This is a genomic window from Pseudoalteromonas sp. S554 (assembly GCF_005930865.1).
Taxonomy (GTDB): Bacteria; Pseudomonadota; Gammaproteobacteria; order Enterobacterales; family Alteromonadaceae; genus Pseudoalteromonas; species Pseudoalteromonas marina.
This window is the reverse complement of record NZ_PNDV01000001.1, coordinates 332,626-351,351: the sequence shown is the minus strand read 5'-3', so window position 1 is coordinate 351,351 and position 18,726 is coordinate 332,626. Positions and strand designations below refer to the sequence as shown.

Genomic DNA, 18,726 nt, shown 5'->3' with positions numbered 1-18,726 from the left:
AAAAACGAATTTAAAATGCAAAAAACAACATTCAAGGTTGACATAAACACTTAAAACACTTAAAAATAACCCCATATAAAATTTCACATCAAAGCAGTGTTTTGCTGAGTAGAGTAAGTAACTATGAAAACACAATTTAACCTTCTAGTCGTTCTCGTACTGGTCTTAGTAATAAGCCCAGCGGGGATGTATTAAAAGGTAATACTGCTTTTTAAAAACCCCCGCACCACGCGGGGGTTTTTTTATGCACAAAAAAGCGCAGAGGAATGAGGATGAGCAAACAAGAGTATAATGGCTCTGAACTAGTCGTTCAGGCATTAAAAGAATTAAAGGTAAAATATATATTTGGCTACCCAGGTGGCTCAGTATTAGATTTATACGATGCACTTTTTCAACAAAATGATATTGAGCACATCTTAGTTAGGCATGAACAAGCAGCAACACACATGGCTGACGGTTATGCACGTGCTACTGGTGAGGTCGGTGTTGTTCTTGCTACTTCAGGCCCTGGTGCTACAAATTGTATAACCGGTATTGCAACTGCGTACATGGACTCAATTCCGATGGTTGTATTATCTGGGCAGGTACCTACTAGTCTAATTGGTGACGACGCCTTCCAAGAAACAGACATAGTTGGTTGCTCTCGACCAATTGTAAAACACAGCTTTAACTGCAGAAGTGCACAGGAAATACCTGCAATATTGGCAAAAGCTTTTTATATTGCAAGCACTGGTCGCCCTGGGCCTGTTGTTGTTGAGCTACCAAAAGATATGCTTAACCCTGCCGTCAAATTTGAATACGACTTCCCTGCAACGACTGAACTCCGCACTTATAGCCCAAATACCAAAGGCCATTCAAAACAAATTAGAAAAGCCGTAGCTGCTATATTAGAAGCTAAAAAGCTAGTTATATATTCTGGGGGTGGCATTATCATTTCAAACACCTCAGAGCAATTAACGCGCTTAGTAGAATCATTGAATGCACCTATTACCAACACTTTAATGGGTTTAGGTGGTATTTCAGGGGTTCACCCTAATTTTATCGGTATGCTCGGGATGCACGGCACGCTAGAGGCCAACAAAGCTATGGCAAATGCCGACGTTATATTGGCATTAGGTGCTCGCTTTGATGATCGGGTTACAAATAACGTTAAAAAGTTTTGCCCTAATGCAACTATTGTTCACGTAGATGTAGACCCTACTTCTATTTCTAAAACCATTAAGGCGCATATACCTGTTGTAGGTTGTTTAGACACTGTACTTAAACAACTACAAGATGGAATAGACAAAAGTACAATTCAAATAGATCGCAGTGCACAAGAAGATTGGTGGCGACAAATTATTAGCTGGCGTGAACAAAAATGTTTAGGTTACAAACAAAGCCCTTCAGAAAAAATTAAGCCTCAAGCTGTTATTGAGGCGCTTTATAAAGCAACAGACGGCGAAGCATACATCAGCTCTGATGTAGGGCAGCATCAAATGTTTGCAGCACAGTATTACCCATTTAAATACCCTCGCCAATGGATCAATTCAGGCGGATTAGGCACTATGGGCTTTGGTTTACCGGCTGCCATGGGCGTTAAGCTCGCATTTCCAGATAAAGAGTCGGTGTGCGTAACTGGCGATGGTTCTATTCAAATGAACATTCAAGAGCTTTCTACGTGCTTGCAGTACAACTTAGCCGTTAAAGTCGTCTCTCTTAACAACCGCTCATTAGGAATGGTACGCCAATGGCAAGATATGGTGTACGGCGGTCGTCATTCATCATCTTACATGGACTCACTACCTGACTTTATAAAATTAGTTGAAAGCTATGGCCACGTTGGTATTCAGGTAAACACACTTGACGAGCTTCAACCTGCGATTGACAAAGCAATGAGCATAACGGATCGTCTAGTATTTTTAGACATACTTGTCGACGAAAAAGAACATGTGTACCCAATGCAAATTAAACTAGGTGGCATTGACGAAATGTGGTTACGTAAAGGAGTTAAAGCATAATGCGTCGTATTTTATCAATATTATTAGAAAACGAACCCGGTGCACTATCTCGTATTGTTGGACTATTTTCACAACGAGCATACAACATTGACAGCCTAACGGTAGGTACTACTGACGATCAGTCTTTATCGCGTATTACCATAACAACAATGGGTGATGACCGAATTGTTGAACAAATTACCAAGCAAGTGAACAAGCTAGTTGATGTATTAAAAATTATTGATTTAACAGAAATGAGCCACATTGAACGAGAACTACTCCTTGTAAAAGTATTTGCACAAGACGAAACAACGCGTGCTGCAGTTACCCGGGTAGTAGATGTGTTTAAAGGTGATATTTTAGATATGGGCCGTCAGAGTTACAGCTTACAACTTGTGAGCAGCACAGACAAAATAGAATCATTTTTAGATACGCTACGCCATGAAACAGATATCATAGAAGTTGTACGTTCAGGTGCAGTTGGAATTGGTAGAGGCGATAAAGCCTTAAAAGCATAACTTTTCAAATACTGAGCCGTTACATTACGGCTTTTTCAACACAAAAAAAAAAGGGCTTATTAGCCCTTTTTCAATTAATTTGTAAAACCAATTATAGGTTTACTTGGTCTTTAAGACCTTTACCTGCTTTAAAGCTTGGGATAGTTGCCGCTGCGATTTGGATCTCAGCACCCGTTTGAGGGTTACGGCCTGTGCGTGCAGCACGTTCTTTAACTGAGAATGTACCAAAACCAACTAATGCTACTGAATCACCTTCTTTAAGTGCAGAAGTTACAGCGCCAGTAAATGCGTCAAGAGCACGTGTAGCTGCGGCTTTAGAAATTTCCGCGTCAGTAGCAATTTTTTCAACTAATTGAGCTTTATTCATTGTTAGATTCCTATTCGTTATTATTTTGCCTTCGCAAAACCTATCTTTATGTATTTTTTAAAAGTTAGCAACAGCAAATTGCAATTTTTAGTTAAAATCTTATAAAACACATAAAATTATATTAATTTCCGCTAAAATACAGCATCTTGTGTTAACAAAGACTTAATTTTTGTACAATTTTGGTGCATGTTAATCAGCATATAAAAACTATATTTTTTCGATAACTAAGGTCACTTCCCCGACCTCGACACCAAACTTAACAATAGATGTGCGGTTAATCAAGCGCGATTGTGTTACCAAGTACATCCAATCATCAAAATTAACTTCTAAAGTGCTTCCGTCATAAGGGAGTTCTACGTTGTAGTTCCAATGAAATACACTGCCATCACTCTTACCTTGTGCAACGCCAAGAACGTCAGCGGCAGTCCCTGTAAGGGTGTTATCGTCATTAAGGGTTATTTTCCAGATGCGTTTTTGTGTTTCACCATCATCATACACAAAGTCTTCTTCTATGACGCCCTGGTTGCCCTCCCACGTAGCGTTCATATCAACGACTAACTTACGGGTTAACTCACCTTTAAAGTCTTGCACTACGCCATATGCTTTTAATTTGCCGCTAAAGAAGGTTTTAAAGTCAAAATTGGGAGTTGTTTTACTGTAGTGTTCTACATTAGGGGCTGAACAACTAACCAAAAGAAGTGCAAATACACACACAAAAATCGTTTTTAACGCGTTATTAATAATCATTTTAATTTCCTAATAGTTTTTTTCTTAAAGCTGGCTCTGACGTATTTTTACCTAACCAAATAGCTAAAAAGTCACTTGAAAATGCAACATCATCAATGACGCCAACCTCGCTATCGTTATGCAAAAAAGTACTTTTGCCTTCTTTATCAGTTATCAGCGTTAACGAATCACCTTTACCTATGTTTGGCCAAATAGACAAAAGCACCTCATCGTACTTGCCGACTAGATTTTTTTTACCTATGTGATCCCACTGCTCATTGGTTGCTTTAACTATATCTTTGGCGTCGAAATCACGTAAATAGGTCAGCTTAAATTTGACAGGGTGTTCACCCAAAGCATAATCGCCAGAAGGGGTATATAAGGTGGCGTCGTAAACATCCCAAAACAAGTATTCCATTCTACCCTCGCCCACTTTGCTAAATTCAACATTAGCAAAGGCAGAAGTAGACAATAAAAGACATAAAACAGTTGTCGTTATGATTGATTTCACAATTAAAGTCCTTCTTTTAATAACAAATAAAAGGGTAAGCTAATTTTGACTTGCTAAAATAATCGACTTAATTTTTTGGTTTATAAATACAATAAACGTAAAGGCTGCCGACCAAATAACACCGTAGGCTACCCAAAACTGCCATAGCGGTAAGCCTAAATTAATTACGTTAAAACGCGCACCCGCCCAGTAGCTAGCTGGCGCAAAAATAAGGCAAACAACAAATACCTGCCAAAGTCTTAATCGACTTAAAAAATGCATCGATGTATTTAATGAAAGAAGCAACGCGGCCCATAGAAGTACCAGCCAAATTGGAAAAGGATCAACTTTAAATGAAAGTAGACCAAGCTCCACCGCTATGTATTCAAGTAGCAAAGCAATAGGAAGTGCTTTTAATAGCAATAATGCATCTTGTTTTTTTTGCTTTGACAAATAAAACATTAAGACAATGATGCCAGCGCTAAATAAAAGTGATTGTCCTTCAAGCAGTAATGATAAAAACCACACTGCTTGAAACAAGACAAAATTAATAAGCGAGTGCAATTTCATCTACATTGCTGCTAAAGCGAGGTTTGCGCGCCATTAAATGTACAGTACTGGTTGCACGCGTTCTAAATGCACCTTCACAGTACGCAAAATAAAATAACCACAACCTGTAAAAACGGTCATCAAATTTTGTTCGGTCTAGGTCAGGCCAACTTTTGATAAAGCGTTCACGCCAGTCAGCTAAGGTTCGTGCGTAATGTGTTCCAATATCACTAACAGTATGGATAACCATATCGGTGTTATTTTTGATTTGCTCACTCATTTCGTTTAATGAGGGTAAACACCCACCAGGGAAAATATACTGTTGAATAAAATCTGAATTTTTAAGGTAGTGCTTGTATCGCTGATCGCTTATGGTGATTGCTTGTATCAACATTGCGCCATCGTCTTTGAGTAGCGAACCGCACTGGGTAAAAAAGCTAGGTAAATATTCGTGGCCAACCGCTTCAATCATTTCAATCGAAACGAGTTTGTCGTATTTGCCCGTGAGTAGTCTGTAATCAAGCTTAAGAAGCGTAATTTTATTCTCTAAACCTAACTGTTTAATTTTTTCTGCAACAAAGTCATGTTGCTCATCAGATATTGTAGTAGTCGTCACGTGGCAGTCGTAATGTGTTGCTGCGTAAATGGCAAATGCGCCCCATCCAGTGCCAATTTCTATAACGGAATCGCCAGGTTGCAATTCTACTTGTTCACATATGCGCTTTAATTTGTACTGCTGCGCGTCTTCAAGACTGGCATCTTTTGATGGATAAACAGCACACGAGTAAAGCATTTCTTTACTCAAAAACGATTCGTATAAATCGTTACCTAGATCATAGTGAGCAACTATATTTTTTTTAGAGCCTGACTCAGAATTTTTATTTTTTAAATGAGTTAGTCTGTGGGCAATGTTGCTGAAAAACGCGAATTTTTTCTCAAACTCGTCCAGCTGTTTTTCATTTATGGCAAATAACTCAATTAGTCGGGTTAAGTTGTCACAACTCCATTGACCTAAAATGTAAGACTCGCCTGCACCAACACTTCCAGATAATGCAAACGCCTTGTACATCGCTTTGTCGTGAATTGTTACCGTAACTTTTAAGTCGGATGATGCGTCTCCAAAAACAAGCTGCAGATCTTCATCAATAACGGTGATTTGCCCTGTTTCTATTGAAGAAAAAGCTTTAAATACTAATTTTTTATAAAGCCCTGTAAACCAGCCTGTGTTTTGTTCGCAATTTAAGCTAGACACTTTTTCCATTAGAACACCTATATTATTTTTATTACTGCTTGTATGTAATTTGTGACGTTTAAGAATGACCTAAAAAAGGCACTCTTTTTATAAACAGCTTCAACGCTTGGTAATAAATACCTTTAAATATTGTCCACGTCATTGCTGGGAATCGTTTTAACAACTGACTCATTTCTTTTTCAGTCAGTTCTTTGCGGGTTAATCGAAGAGTAGCATCAAATAGCAATTCTCCATCCCGTTTATTTTCAATATGAATCAATGTTTTATCTTGCGTTAACCTAATTGTCCAATGATAGTTCATATCGAGGTTCATAAAAGGTGATACGGAAAAGACTTTTTTAAAGTTCACTTTTTTTTCTAGTGGTATCAAGTAGTAGTGTCGCTCATTCCATGGCGTATTACTAACTTCAGCCACCATGTACTTAAATTCACTGTCGCTATGACCATAAAAGAAGAAGTTTACTGGGCTAAAGTAAATACCAAAGCAACGGAGCTGTCCAAGCATGTATACATGGTTAAAAGTCTCAGTTACACCAAGCGATAATAACTGATGATTTGCACGTTCAATGATTGACGCATCATTATTGTGGGGCTTATTAACAAAGTAGTCTGATTCGTTAAACTTTAATGCTTTTGAACCAGACGTACCTAACCATTTATGCTTATTGTTCAATTGCTCTGGGTTGTTGAGATCAACCCACATCATATAAAGTGGGTTACTAAAATGATGAGTCTTAACAGCAAAACGGCGATGCTTAACATCGCCTAGATAAACAGCACTAGTCAAATTCAACCCCTAACTGCCTTGCTACATCTACACCACTGCGTACACCATCTTCATGAAAGCCGTTGTACCAATAGGCTCCGCAAAAGTAACTATTATTTTGACCATCGATCGTTTGTTTGAGCCCTTGCGCAGCAATAGACTCTTTGTTGAAAACAGGGTGATGATAAGTGAATTCACGCAATATTTTGCTTTTATCTATCCCTTCAAGATGGTTTAACGTAACGCAAAACTGCGTGTCTGATTGAATACCTTGCAATATATTCATCTGGTAGGTAACAACAGCTGCTTTGTCGGTATTGTTATTTAATAAATAATTCCAACTAGCCCAAGCGGCTTTTCTGTCAGGTAGTAAATTTGTATCTGTATGAAGTACTACTGAATTTTCAGTATAAGGAATTGCGCCAAGTACTGATTTTTCTTGGCTTGTTGCATCACCAAGTAATTTGAGTGCTTGGTCAGAGTGGCACGCAAAAATAACTTTATCAAAAACGTGCTGCTCACCATTAGCAAACTCAATGGTTACATCGTCATTTACACGTGTTACCGATTTAATATCAGTGTTAAGCTTTATTCTGTCAGCAAACCCTTTAATTAATGGATTTATGTATTCACGTGAACCACCAGGTACAACATACCATTGCGGCCTATTTGTGATATCTAAAAGGCCATGATTAAAGAAAAACTTTACAAAAAACTCTACGCCGACGTTTTCCATTTCTTTAATACTAGTAGACCAAATAGCTGCGCCCATAGGTAAAATATAATGATATTTAAAAAAGTCGTTAAACTGATTTTCTTTAAGTAGCTGACCGAGTGTTTGCGATTGCTGATATTCGCCTTTTTCGTGTATGGCTTTACATAGTTTGTTAAATTTAACTATGTCAGATAACAAGCGCCAAAATTTAGGCCTAAAAATATTTCTTCTTTGTGCAAATAAACTGGTGAAGGTATGGCCATTGTACTCAAAGCCTGTTGCCTCATTATGAACACTGAAACTCATTTGGGTCTCTTGCTTTTTTATACCAATACGCGCAAGTAACTTTTCAAAATAAGGGTAAGTTCGGTTATTAAAAACAATAAATCCGGTATCCACGGCGTAATTAACGCCCTTAACATCTACGTCAACAGTCGCAGTGTGCCCGCCAATGTAATCGTTTTTTTCAAATAAAGTGACATCGTAGTGTTTGTGAAGCAAATGCCCACATGTTAAACCTGATACACCAGTTCCTATTATTGCTATTTTTTTCAACGGGTTAATCCTTTTGCTATTTTAAGCCAAAGCGGTAAAGGCAATATCCGCAATGCTTTTAATATAAGCGTAAAGCGATACGGAAAGTGTACCTCTTTACGTCGTTTGTTTATTCCTTTGATCATATAATCTGCCGCTTCTTCAGCGGTCACTGCCATAGGCATGGGAAAATCATTTTTTTCAGTCAGAGGAGTTTTTACAAACCCTGGGTGAACTAACGTGACATCCACATCCATCAAATCAACGGCTAGGCTTTTAGCTAAATAACTTACGCCCGCTTTAGACGCCCCATAAGCCTCGGAGCGTGGTAACGGTAAGTATGTAACGCTTGAACTAACAATAACTAATTGACCGCCACTTTTAACTTTAGGGAGTAATGCTTCTAAGCAGTAACCAACCGACAGTAAATTTGCATTAATTACGCGCTCAAACAAAGCGCTGTCAAAGTTTTTTGCGTCGTCTATGTATTCACAATTGCCCGCATTAAGAATTACTCGGTCAAAGTGTGGGTATCCAATGGTTGCTTCTTTAATATCTTTTAGGCTTGTTGCATCAAACTTACAACTTTCTATGTTGTTATGTTTTGAAAGCTCAGCTAGCTTTTCCGTATTACGTCCACATGCAATAACCGTGTCGCCCATTTGTGCATATTTAATAGCTAGTTGTTCGCCAATGCCTGACGTTGCGCCTGTAATTAAGGTAACCATAATTAGCCCGCCCTCTTATCAATGTAACTAACTACACTACCTAGAATTGGAATATGCTTGTAAAGTAGTTCGCCAACGTTGAAATAATCACGATGCTTAACAATTTTATCATTATCAAAAGTTAGTTTACTGTGCCCCTGCACAGATATGGTTTTACCAGAAGCCAGTTTGGGATGTGAATAATGCATTGTCCAATAAACAAATGCATTGTTGTTGATACCAAACGAATCCGTTATATCAAATTGACAATGCTTAACATTGCTATATAAATTTGCAAAATAGTCACGCAAACTTTCAATACCGTTAATTTCGTGCATCGGATCAATAAATTGAATATTGTCGGCATAAATGTCACTTAATAAGTCCAAATTAGAGCTATTAAGTTGCTGGTAAATATCAACAAATTTATCTACTGGTAACTGGTTATCCATATCATACCTTAAATGCAGCGAGCGCACGTTCACGTGCAGCTTTGTGGTCAACAATTGCTGGCCAGTAACATTCACTTCCCTTGCCCGTTGCAGCTAAGTAGGTGTGCGGAAAATGAATGTGTTTATCTGGCACATTTTCAAGCTCAGGCAAATACTTACGTATAAACTTACCTGTTGGATCAAAGCGCTCACTTTGGGTAATAGGGTTGAAAATCCTAAAATAAGGTTGTGCATCACATCCTGTGCTTGCAGCCCACTGCCAGCCACCATTGTTAGAAGCTAAATCGCCATCAATTAGGTGCTGCATAAAAAAGCGCTCACCTTCACGCCAGTCAATTAATAGGTGTTTAGTTAAAAAACTGGCCACTACCATTCTTAAACGGTTATGCATCCATCCAGTTTGCTTAAGCTGTAACATAGCTGCGTCTACGAGTGGGTAACCAGTTCGACCTTCGCACCACGCATTAAATTCTTTTTCACTTTTTCGCCATTTAACAGGATTGTATTTCTCGTTAAAGTTTTCACCACGAGAGAGCTTCGGGTACTCTGCAATAAGATGCCTGTAAAACTCTCGCCAAATAAGCTCGTTAACCCATGTGAATGTTTTACTTTTTGATGTAGTCAGAATGTCGGGGTAACGTTGCTGTATATTAATTAGCAACTGCTTTGGGCTAATAATGCCCAGCGCTAAATACGGGCTCAAACCCGATGTACCTTTAATACTGGGGATATCACGCTGATCGTCGTAGCTTGTTAACTTATCGCAAATAAAATTATCAACTACACTCAAAAGTGTTTCATCATCAACAGGCCATTTATCCGAACTACAATCGCTTTCAAGATGCTGGCTTTTTTCAATTTTTATAGGGTTTTGTTCTAGTGGCCATTGCGCCAAGCTAAAGTGAGTATCTTGATACTGTTTTAACCATGCGCGTTTAAATGGTGTGAATACTTTATACATTTCATTACTTTGGTTTTTAACGCTACCAACAGGCGCAATTAAATCTCCTTCGTATAATGTAAAAGTAATGGAACGTTTGTCACATTGTGCCAAAACCGCCTTGTCTCGATTTACTTCGTTAAGCTCATATTCTGTATTAGCAATAATATGCTGAATATCATGAGTTTCACAAAACGAAAGTAGCTCAGATTCACAATCACTAAAGTTAGGAGCGTTTATTACATTAAGCGTGATGCCGAAATTGGCAAGTTGCTCTTGCAAATAAGTTACACGTCGCTTTAGTAAATCAATTTGTATTGGCGCTGCTTGGTGCTGTTGCCACTGCTTTTCGCAAACAAAAAAAATGGCGTGTTTAGCGCCATTATTTAGCGCTTCTATTAACGCTTCATTCGAAAAAAGGCGCAAATCGCGCCTAAACCAAAATAATGTATTCATTAAATACCAAATCGTAGTTTTAAATCATGAGGATAGGGATTAAAAAACACCTGTTTTTCTAGGTACTCTTTAGGGTGAACTTTTAGATGGTGCTTAAGTAAAGTAAGAGGCACATAAAGCGGCACTAAACCAGAGCGATACTCGTCTATTGCTTCACGTAGTTCTTGCTTTTCAACCTTAGCGAGGTCTTTTTTAAAGTAACCTTGTAAATGCATTAACGTATTACAGTTATTACGACGAGATGCAGGTTTTTTAAGCCCTGTCATTAAACCTAAAATGTATTCATCAGCCAATGCGTTTATATCATCACCAGCGTAGGTTCCAAGTAACTTGCCAAGCTCTCGGTAAGCTTGGTAATTGTGTGCCATTAATAAATACTTATGCTTAGCATGAAATTGCGTTAAGTGGTGAACACTTAGTGGCTCTTTTACAAGCTGCTGCCAGCTGTTTAAAACGTACACGCGCATTACAAAATTCTCACGCAGGTGTATATCGTTTAACCTACCATTTTCCTCGCAAGGCAAAAGTGGATTATGCTTCATAATTTGTTCTGCAAAGAAACCAACGCCCTCTGAGGTATTACCCGTCCCAGCCTCGTTGTATATTTTTATACGCTCCATGCCACAACTTGGGCTTTTGGCACAAAATACAAAACCACTCAACTCTTTAGCTTGCTCAGTAGCAACCTTTTTACCGTACTCGGTTAACTGCGGTCCAACGTCACCAGAGCCATCAGGACGGCAAACTTTAATTGTGTCGCCAACTCGAACTTGGCGAATTGTAGGCCGAGGTATTGGTAAGCCAACCGCAACCTCAGGACAAAAGCGTGTATATTCAACATGCTTTGCGAGTTCGTCCATACAAAAGTTTGACCTTTTGTGACCTGTATCAAATCTAACTTTCTCGCCTGCTAAGCAGGCGCTTATACCTATTTTTATTGTAGTTTTTTGCATGTAATCTCTTAGTAGATTAAATTACCAATTGGATTTAGTAATTTACTTAGCCCTTTATTAAAATGTAGCGCACTGCTCACAACTGTAAAGCATAAACACCCATCTTTTGTTATTGGCGTGTGTTGATGACGACCATCTTGCCAAATAAAGTCACCTGGCACGTAGTGTCCGTCTTCATCACAAAACTCACCGTCAAGTAATAGGGTTATTTCAAAACCTGTGTGCGTATGTTCAGGAATTTCACCGCCCGCATCTATGTGCAGTAAACTTGAACGTAATGCACCATCATCTAGTGCTACACGTGAACGGGCTAATTTGCCAACTTGAGTAAACTTGCTGTGCGAAATACGGGTCAGAGCACGAGGGAGTTGGTAATTGTGATCATTTACACTTACTTTAACTGGCTCTACTTCATATACTTCGTCTATAGAGTCGTCTGCAGTAATTAAGTCAAGCACATTCATATCAAACTCTTCAAGCAACTGAGATTGGTTATTAACCGGTTGCTCAAAAGTTTCGGTGTCTTCACTAAACAGAGCATCTGCGTTGCTTGCTTCTATTTTTGCTACTTTTTCTTGGCAAACAGGACACATATCTACATGTATCGAAACTGCAAGGCTCAAAGAGGCACTTAACGACGCTGAACAATACTCTGTAAGTAGTGTTTCACTCGGGTGATGTTTAATCATGCTGATCTCCCATTTCATTACGTAATTTCTGCAAGGCTAAACGTAATCGTGATTTTACCGTGCCTACTGGAATATTAAGTTGTTGAGCTAGTTGCTCTTGCGACATATCTTGAAAGTAAACGCCACGAACAACTTCACGTTGAGCGATAGGCAATTTATCAAGGTAGCGTTTAATTTGTTTGTCTTCTAAATGGTCAGTGTATTCGTGATTTGTGTCTTCAGAATCATTAATTAAAGGCCAAATGTCTTCGCTAATGTTTTCTTCTTTATTGCTCTTCATTTTACGAAGCATATCAAATGACGCATTACGCATTACTGTATAAACCCACGTAGTAGCAGCACCCTTATCGCTGTTATATAAGTGTGCTTTACGCCATACAGACGTTAATGTTTCTTGTACAAGCTCCATGGCTTGTGCTTCTACACCAAATTGCTTTATTCCAAAGCGTTTAATTTTTGGTGAAAAATATTCAAATAAACAGGCAAATGCTTTTTTATCACGGTCTTGTGCGACCGATAGTAATGCTTGCATAAGTTCAGAACTAGGCGTTTCTGGCATGGCAGTGTACTTACCTGTATTAGGTTCACAACGAGTTGACTGTTGTTGACTTACCATAGTAATTAATCCCATTATTGTTTTGATAAAGGTAATACGTGCAATAAATGGTACGAGATCACATTATTTAGGCAAATTCGTTATTAATTACAGTATGGAGGAAATTAAGTAAGTTATCAAAGTTAGTTTCGAACGCAAGTTGTTGTTTTTTCTCGATCGAAATAGGTAACAACTCAAGCCAACGGGCGGCTATCCAAGCTAAATTACTAAAGTTAGTTGTTTTGTAAAGTAGGCTAAGTTCAGGGTTGCCATAAAAAACGTTACGCAATGCGTCATGCAATAAAAAATGCTCACCCACTTGTTTGTTTTTATCGCTATACCAGTAAGGCGTTTTGCAATCAGATATTAAACCATGGCGAAGTTCTTCTTCGTCTTGGTAAACATCATTTATTTGAACACTTTTAGACGCAAAAACATCAATAAGCAGCACGTCATTATCGTCTTGGTCAAAGTCGATTATATCAACCAAGCATCCTTGGGCGCTAATTTTAAAAGGTGTGTCGTGCTCAAACGTACATAGCACAAACCCCGTGTTATTTTTTAATGCGGTTTTAACCATGTTTAAATAACGAGGTTCAAAAATACGCAAACGCGTATAACCTTCAGGTAAAATAAAAATGGGTAATGGGAAAATCGCACGTTTCATAAAGTCTACTTCTATCAATAACACTGCCTTTATTTACGTGCGTTTTTACTAAGTCGATCAGCTTTAAGTAAACCGAATTAATTGCATTGTACTTAATTGGTTAAATATTAAGCCACCCACCCATACTCTTTAGTGCTTGTACAGATACATACGCAGTTATAATACTCACTACGGGTGCCAACATAAGTGCAAATAATCCAAGCTCGGTACTCATCGCCTTATTCCTTTAAGTTGCTTATTTTACGTTATTAACTGCAGGGTCTTTACTTTCTGCCGCTTCATTACTCACCAAATCAGCAGGCTCAATTAACGTTTCCAGTGTTAATTTTGTATCAAAATAAAGTGTTTCTTTTATAGATTTTTCAAGCTCAATGGTGGTTTGTTTAATGTAGGTAGTTACACTGTTTGTTAAAATATCAGTTACATCTAGGTCCACTTCTGTCGCGTTTACTTGCGAAGAACCTAATACTAATAAACTAGCCATAGCGATTTTAATTGAATGTTTCATAATGGTATTCCTTGTTTGTGTATTGTTTAGACGTAGTTATATACTCAAGGGTTGTGCCAAGATGAAAATAAAGTTTAAATCGCTGATATTAATAAAGTTTTAATGAACTGGTTAATTTATTGAAATTCAGGAAAGGTTAATTTAACCACGTAAATTTATTTTTTAGCCACTTTTTAGTTAAAAAATAAATAGGGGTATGCTTAATTATTTTATGCTAGCTAAAAAATTTAAATACAAAATGGCACGGTGAATTACAAAGTCATTACGAAAAAACACACAACTTTAAATAATGGTTTTGAAATAACAAAAAAGTGAATACAAAAAAATGGGGAGTCCTGGGTTTACTTTTTACCTAAACGATAGGCATCAACCATACTCAGCACCCAAATAATTATCATAAGTGGCAAATATTTGTACTCTGCAAGTTTTGCACATGCCAGTGATGGCTCTTTTGCAGCACCTAAAATAGAGGTGATGGTCATCGGTATTTTTCCTGCCACAATTTCATTGGCTGTACATTGTGCAACGGCAAATATATCTTTCATCGTTAAAATTAATAATACCGAAAACACACCAGCAAATATTGCACCTATTAAATGTTTTTTTAACGAAAAGTGCCCTGCCCCTGGGTAAATAATGGCTGTTAGTAATGCGGCTTTTAAATTTGCTTTCATGGTTATTAACTTGAGTTTTGTTGTAAATAGGCCAACCCATAGTGAATTATTTTTGTTTAAAATCAAGAAAAAGCTTTAACTTATACAGTGATTGAAAGTTTCAGCGTACACTTGTACACTAAACGCAAATTAAATAGTGGTAGGAGCAGTAATGTCACTCGACGCCCCTTATTCTCGTAAAGAAGAACAGCTCAATGTTATAAGCCACGCACTCGGTATTTTTTTTGCTGTTTTTGTGATGTGGGATTTATTTAACCAAGCAACCAGCACTAAAGCCAATATAAGTACCGCAATATACGGTAGTAGCTTATTTATACTATTTTTATCATCAACGCTATACCACGCGAGCGTGCAACCTAAGTTGCGTGCCTTGTACAAAAAGTGTGACCACTGCGCCATTTATTTACTTATTGCAGGCACATACACTCCTTTTTTATTACTCTCACTAACGGGGGCCTGGTCATGGGGTACACTCACCTTTATATGGACCGTTGCGATTGCAGGTGTTGCATACAAAATACTTGTTAAAAATGGTAACAAAAAAATATCCCTAGCCACCTACCTACTCATGGGGTGGTTTGCATTAGCAATTATCTATCCATTGTATTCAAGCATTGATGTAAAAGCTTTGTATTGGCTACTCGCTGGCGGAATTTTTTATAGCGCAGGCACACTATTTTACAGCGCTAAAACAACTCAATTCAGTCACGCAATTTGGCACTTATTCGTAATAGCTGGTTGTGTTTGTCATTATATTTCGATCAGTACCTACGTTTATTAATGGCTGCTTAGAGCTTGAGTTAACAGTTACTTTTTAATTTCGTCAAAGTATAGTGCTTGCATAGTCAGGAAAACGACCCAATCGCTCGTTTTTATCTTGCATTAAAAACCTGAACGACTGTATTTTGTTAGTACTAGCAAATGCTTAAGAAGTTTGTTACAAATGAGTAATTAAGACAAACAAGCGATGCTATGGTAGAAATACGCGCGATTAGCTCGCTATAAACATGTTACGTGTCTTTTGAAGATCATCTAAGGAATTGAAGATTGGCAAACCCAAATAATTCATTGTCGCAAAAAGTTACCAGATTGGATGATGATATTTCTAAGATTAAATCTGATCTCAAAGAGAATAAAATTCGCCCATCTACTCAGTGTGGTAAGTGGCCTGTAAGAGTATATCGGCCTCTTATTTCCCCGAAATTAGACAGCAAAGTAATTCTCACTGACTCAACTTGGCAGTTTGTAGAGATATATCTAAAAAGAAATTGCACGAATAGTGATGCTGTTTTCTATTGGCAGCAGGCAAAAAATTTCTATGAAGCAACCAAACAGCTTGATCTTATATCTAAGCCATTAACAACGTATTACTGTTTTCTAAATGCAACAAAGGCTTTGCTGGAGTGTAAGTCAATTGATTATCATTTTTCGCATGGGGTTTCTGGAAAGGTATCAGATGGCCACAAACGTCTAAATAATGAGCTTGTCAGGTTTCAGGTTAGAGGTGTACTTTCGGGGTTATGTGTTTACCTAGAAGAACCAGTTACACCAGAGTCAACAGAGAGAAAGTTTGAAGAATATAATCTGAAAGACATTTTATATAATTTACCCTATGTTCATCGAGCGTATCATTCAACATACGGTAATCAAGCTGAAGTATTTATTCCTGTATTAAATCCTAGAATTGTTCACGACAAAAGTCGAGGTAAATGCTGGCTTGAACTCCAATTAGAGCCAGAGCATTCAAATGCAACAACGTTAGGTAGACTTGTGGGGTATAGTTTAGATCGTAGGTATCGAAATGACGAAATTTACACCGTGAGAAGGAATAAAGATTTTAAATGGAATGCACCAAGAAATAAACCTGACTTGATTAGTAATAATAGGCTAAAAAATTATTTAAAGAATAGGCGCTCTGAAATGGCCTATATTTATAGCGCAAACGACCTCTGGTACGTTAAAAGAAAAGACTTAAAATCTACATCTGTAATTAGTCGTAGCACGCTGCCTCTAACTTATGCTGCAATGCATAGGCTAAGTGAGCTTGCTCGGTATGAACCACAGTCGCTAAGAGCACACTTAGAAAAAGATGCGTCTTGGCTACTTAGTGAGTTCATCGAAAAATCCATAGTACAGTTTATTGATCAAATATCCTGTGAAATCACTGGAAATGAGTTCCGGATGACTGGGTTTCGCTCATGAAAACACGTAACAAGGCGCTGCTACGGAAAAATTACTCGCTGGCGCTCCCAAATTTCCGCAGAGCGCGGCGTTATAACTTTTATTGGAGTTTGAGTGAGAAATAGAAATCATGAGCTATCAGAGATTCTCGTTGGTTTGATCGGTGATCTAACTATTTCAGTTAGTATCATTCGTGAATATGAAGATAAGCCTTATATGCACAAACCAGAATTAGTAGCTAGTCGACAAAGTATTTGGAGACTGTGTTTTAACTCAATTGTATTAAACTGCTGCAAGTACGTTGAGTTAAATCGTAAGTACTCTCGTGAATTTAACGAAATGACTCCTGAGTTGAATAAAATTCGGGGGCAGTATAACGAGCTAATTACTAGCAACAAATCACTGTTAACCTTGCGAGATGACTACGTGGCTCATATTAACTCACTGAAAACAAAAAAGTGTCTAACACCAGACGAAGTACAAAATCATATTATCACTATGATTGGTGGTGGGACTAATGCGGCAGAGTTTCTAGATTGGATATGTCCTGATGATTATGAATCATCTAACCCGAATGAAAGTTTAGTCGGGGTAGTGACGCAGCTAAGAGACCTACTGGTATCAAAGTTATAACAAAGCATTTAAGAGTGATTCGCAACGCTTGGCAGTATGATGATACTTGAAAATGGAAATATTGTAGATGCGAATGGTAAAGTTACATTTGTTAGCATTGCAGCATTTGAATCTGACGTTTGTAGTTTAAATATATGCTTTCTTTGTACGAAAGTTCTAAACCCACAGAATCAGAATAAAGAGCACATCATACCTAATTGGATTCTAAAGCGATTTGACCTTCACAATGAAGCCGTGAATTTACCTAATGGTTCAAAATATAAATACAACCAATATGTGATTCCCTGTTGCATCGAATGTAATAGCCTACTTAGTGCTGAATTGGAAACTCCATTGAGTAAGGCGTTTTCAAGAGGTTTCGATGATTTGGTTAATTATATTGAGAAGAAAGGATACTTGAACCTTTATTTGTGGATGGCGCTTCTATTTATTAAAACTCATGTTAAAGATCAGTCTCTACGAATGTACTTAGATCGAAGGGTTGAGTATTCATCAATCGCAAAAGGAGTAGGTTATGAGTGGGAAAGTTTTCATCATGTTTATTGTTTAAGCCGTGTGCCCTATACCCAAGCAACATTAGAACAAAATTGTGTAGGATCTTTCTTTATTGTTCCGGTTGAAAGTATTGATGCAGAAAAAGAGTTTGATTATATGGACGTCTCTTACGCAAATACTTCAGGAGTTATTATTGGAGGCATTGGCATTATTACTGTATTCGGCGACGCTGGCGCCGTATATAATCAGATCCAACCAACAGTTATAAATAAGTTAAGTGGTTCAGTTACAAATATGCAATTTAGAGAACTTGTTGCTCACTTCGCCTGTTGTAGTTTACATCTAAAGAATAACCCCAAGCACTCTACTATTTCGGATTCCTCGGGAGTTCAACCTCCACGTATGATATGTACTTTGTTAAATTCAAATCCTGAATTTGAAAATTATAATGACCTAGTATTTGGTAGTTTGATGGACATGTTACTAGGCGATCTACTTGATGGTAAAGTTGCTTTACCTGACTTTCGAGAAAAGTTGAAATCAGGTCAACTATCCATACTTTTTGATAGTTCGGGGCAAGTGATTGCGCATAACAAGAGCTTTAAACGAAACTATGCTCCTCACCCGATTTAGTGGACACCTCATCATTACTTTAAGGAGGCTAATATGCCTAGATATACCCAATCTAGAAAGACATATTTTTACCCCGCTAATTTCAAAATCAAAGCAGTCAAACTTAGCTTACGAGACGATGCAATATCACAGGACGTTGCCGAGGCGTTAGGTGTTCATCTGTTAATACTGAGTACTTTGCAAAAATATCTAGAAGGTATTTTACTGTGCCGAATGGCACTAATTTATCGGATCTACACTGGCAATT

Annotated in this window: 22 protein-coding genes and 1 pseudogene; 7 read left to right on the top strand and 16 right to left on the bottom strand. The window is 37.9% G+C overall.

Annotation, left to right across the window (positions count from 1 at the left end; translation table 11 throughout):
* Nucleotides 1-272 precede the first annotated feature (272 nt).
* Both CWB65_RS01525 and ilvN read left to right on the top strand, forming a co-directional pair.
* Nucleotides 273-2,000: an acetolactate synthase 3 large subunit gene (locus CWB65_RS01525; RefSeq protein WP_008129190.1), complete on the top strand. Its 1,728-nt coding sequence runs from the start codon at nt 273-275 to the stop codon at nt 1,998-2,000.
* The gene (gene ilvN, locus CWB65_RS01520; protein ID WP_006793425.1) at nt 2,000-2,497 is read left to right on the top strand and encodes an acetolactate synthase small subunit; all 498 of its coding nucleotides are present in this window, start codon (nt 2,000-2,002) and stop codon (nt 2,495-2,497) included. The genes CWB65_RS01525 and ilvN overlap by 1 nt, the downstream gene beginning before the upstream one ends.
* Nucleotides 2,498-2,588: 91 nt before the next feature.
* Here ilvN and CWB65_RS01515 read toward each other — a convergent pair whose 3' ends face one another.
* The 16 genes from CWB65_RS01515 to CWB65_RS01440 form a co-directional block, all read right to left on the bottom strand.
* On the bottom strand, nt 2,589-2,864 hold the full coding sequence (locus CWB65_RS01515) for an HU family DNA-binding protein (RefSeq protein ID WP_006793424.1): 276 nt from the start codon (nt 2,862-2,864) through the stop codon (nt 2,589-2,591).
* Nucleotides 2,865-3,071: 207 nt separating this feature from the next.
* Entirely contained in the window at nt 3,072-3,611 is a 540-nt protein-coding gene (locus CWB65_RS01510) for a DUF3833 domain-containing protein (protein ID WP_058429236.1), read from the bottom strand.
* 1 nt (nt 3,612) lies between these two features.
* The gene (locus CWB65_RS01505) at nt 3,613-4,092 is read right to left on the bottom strand and encodes a chalcone isomerase family protein (protein ID WP_412762936.1); all 480 of its coding nucleotides are present in this window, start codon (nt 4,090-4,092) and stop codon (nt 3,613-3,615) included.
* A 48-nt stretch (nt 4,093-4,140) separates the two neighbouring features.
* A complete protein-coding gene (locus CWB65_RS01500; RefSeq protein ID WP_039037394.1) occupies nt 4,141-4,650 on the bottom strand; it encodes a DUF2878 domain-containing protein in 510 nt (169 codons plus the stop codon).
* Nucleotides 4,628-5,890, bottom strand: coding sequence for an SAM-dependent methyltransferase (locus CWB65_RS01495; protein ID WP_058429233.1), 1,263 nt, complete (start codon nt 5,888-5,890; stop codon nt 4,628-4,630). Before CWB65_RS01495 ends, CWB65_RS01500 begins: the two co-directional genes overlap by 23 nt.
* A 49-nt stretch (nt 5,891-5,939) precedes the next feature.
* On the bottom strand, nt 5,940-6,668 hold the full coding sequence (locus CWB65_RS01490) for a DUF1365 domain-containing protein (RefSeq protein ID WP_008129195.1): 729 nt from the start codon (nt 6,666-6,668) through the stop codon (nt 5,940-5,942).
* Nucleotides 6,661-7,917, bottom strand: coding sequence for an NAD(P)/FAD-dependent oxidoreductase (locus CWB65_RS01485; RefSeq protein WP_138739699.1), 1,257 nt, complete (start codon nt 7,915-7,917; stop codon nt 6,661-6,663). The genes CWB65_RS01490 and CWB65_RS01485 overlap by 8 nt, the downstream gene beginning before the upstream one ends.
* Entirely contained in the window at nt 7,914-8,624 is a 711-nt protein-coding gene (locus tag CWB65_RS01480; protein ID WP_008129197.1) for an SDR family NAD(P)-dependent oxidoreductase, read from the bottom strand. Before CWB65_RS01480 ends, CWB65_RS01485 begins: the two co-directional genes overlap by 4 nt.
* Before the next feature lie 2 nt (nt 8,625-8,626).
* On the bottom strand, nt 8,627-9,055 hold the full coding sequence (locus CWB65_RS01475; protein ID WP_138739698.1) for a nuclear transport factor 2 family protein: 429 nt from the start codon (nt 9,053-9,055) through the stop codon (nt 8,627-8,629).
* 1 nt (nt 9,056) lies between these two features.
* Nucleotides 9,057-10,451 carry a deoxyribodipyrimidine photo-lyase gene (gene phrB, locus CWB65_RS01470; protein WP_138739697.1) on the bottom strand — a complete coding sequence of 465 codons (1,395 nt, stop codon included), beginning with the start codon at nt 10,449-10,451 and terminating at the stop codon, nt 9,057-9,059.
* Nucleotides 10,451-11,404 (bottom strand): YbgA family protein, encoded by a 954-nt coding sequence (locus CWB65_RS01465; protein WP_010556229.1) that lies wholly within the window; start codon nt 11,402-11,404, stop codon nt 10,451-10,453. Before CWB65_RS01465 ends, phrB begins: the two co-directional genes overlap by 1 nt.
* A gap of 8 nt (nt 11,405-11,412) precedes the next feature.
* Nucleotides 11,413-12,093, bottom strand: coding sequence for a ChrR family anti-sigma-E factor (locus CWB65_RS01460; protein WP_138739696.1), 681 nt, complete (start codon nt 12,091-12,093; stop codon nt 11,413-11,415).
* Nucleotides 12,086-12,709: a sigma-70 family RNA polymerase sigma factor gene (locus CWB65_RS01455; RefSeq protein ID WP_138739695.1), complete on the bottom strand. Its 624-nt coding sequence runs from the start codon at nt 12,707-12,709 to the stop codon at nt 12,086-12,088. Before CWB65_RS01455 ends, CWB65_RS01460 begins: the two co-directional genes overlap by 8 nt.
* A 67-nt stretch (nt 12,710-12,776) precedes the next feature.
* Nucleotides 12,777-13,355: an LON peptidase substrate-binding domain-containing protein gene (locus CWB65_RS01450; protein WP_171047553.1), complete on the bottom strand. Its 579-nt coding sequence runs from the start codon at nt 13,353-13,355 to the stop codon at nt 12,777-12,779.
* A 235-nt stretch (nt 13,356-13,590) separates the two neighbouring features.
* Nucleotides 13,591-13,863, bottom strand: a complete 273-nt coding sequence (locus CWB65_RS01445) for a hypothetical protein (protein ID WP_006794865.1) — start codon at nt 13,861-13,863, stop codon at nt 13,591-13,593.
* Between the two features lie 341 nt (nt 13,864-14,204).
* Complete coding sequence (locus CWB65_RS01440) at nt 14,205-14,537, bottom strand: hypothetical protein (RefSeq protein ID WP_008129213.1); 333 nt, start codon at nt 14,535-14,537, stop codon at nt 14,205-14,207.
* A 151-nt stretch (nt 14,538-14,688) separates the two neighbouring features.
* Between CWB65_RS01440 and trhA the strand changes: the two genes are divergently transcribed.
* The 5 genes and pseudogenes from trhA to CWB65_RS20000 form a co-directional block, all read left to right on the top strand.
* Nucleotides 14,689-15,318 carry a PAQR family membrane homeostasis protein TrhA gene (trhA, locus tag CWB65_RS01435; protein WP_008129215.1) on the top strand — a complete coding sequence of 210 codons (630 nt, stop codon included), beginning with the start codon at nt 14,689-14,691 and terminating at the stop codon, nt 15,316-15,318.
* Nucleotides 15,319-15,584: 266 nt separating this feature from the next.
* Nucleotides 15,585-16,739 carry a YaaC family protein gene (locus CWB65_RS01430; RefSeq protein WP_008129217.1) on the top strand — a complete coding sequence of 385 codons (1,155 nt, stop codon included), beginning with the start codon at nt 15,585-15,587 and terminating at the stop codon, nt 16,737-16,739.
* Between the two features lie 195 nt (nt 16,740-16,934).
* On the top strand, nt 16,935-17,351 hold the full coding sequence (locus CWB65_RS01425; RefSeq protein WP_238530294.1) for a hypothetical protein: 417 nt from the start codon (nt 16,935-16,937) through the stop codon (nt 17,349-17,351).
* A 36-nt stretch (nt 17,352-17,387) separates the two neighbouring features.
* A complete protein-coding gene (locus tag CWB65_RS01420) occupies nt 17,388-18,479 on the top strand; it encodes an HNH endonuclease (protein WP_138739693.1) in 1,092 nt (363 codons plus the stop codon).
* A 33-nt stretch (nt 18,480-18,512) separates the two neighbouring features.
* Nucleotides 18,513-18,677 (top strand): annotated as a pseudogene (locus tag CWB65_RS20000) (transposase); the annotation flags it as partial.
* Nucleotides 18,678-18,726 lie beyond the last annotated feature (49 nt).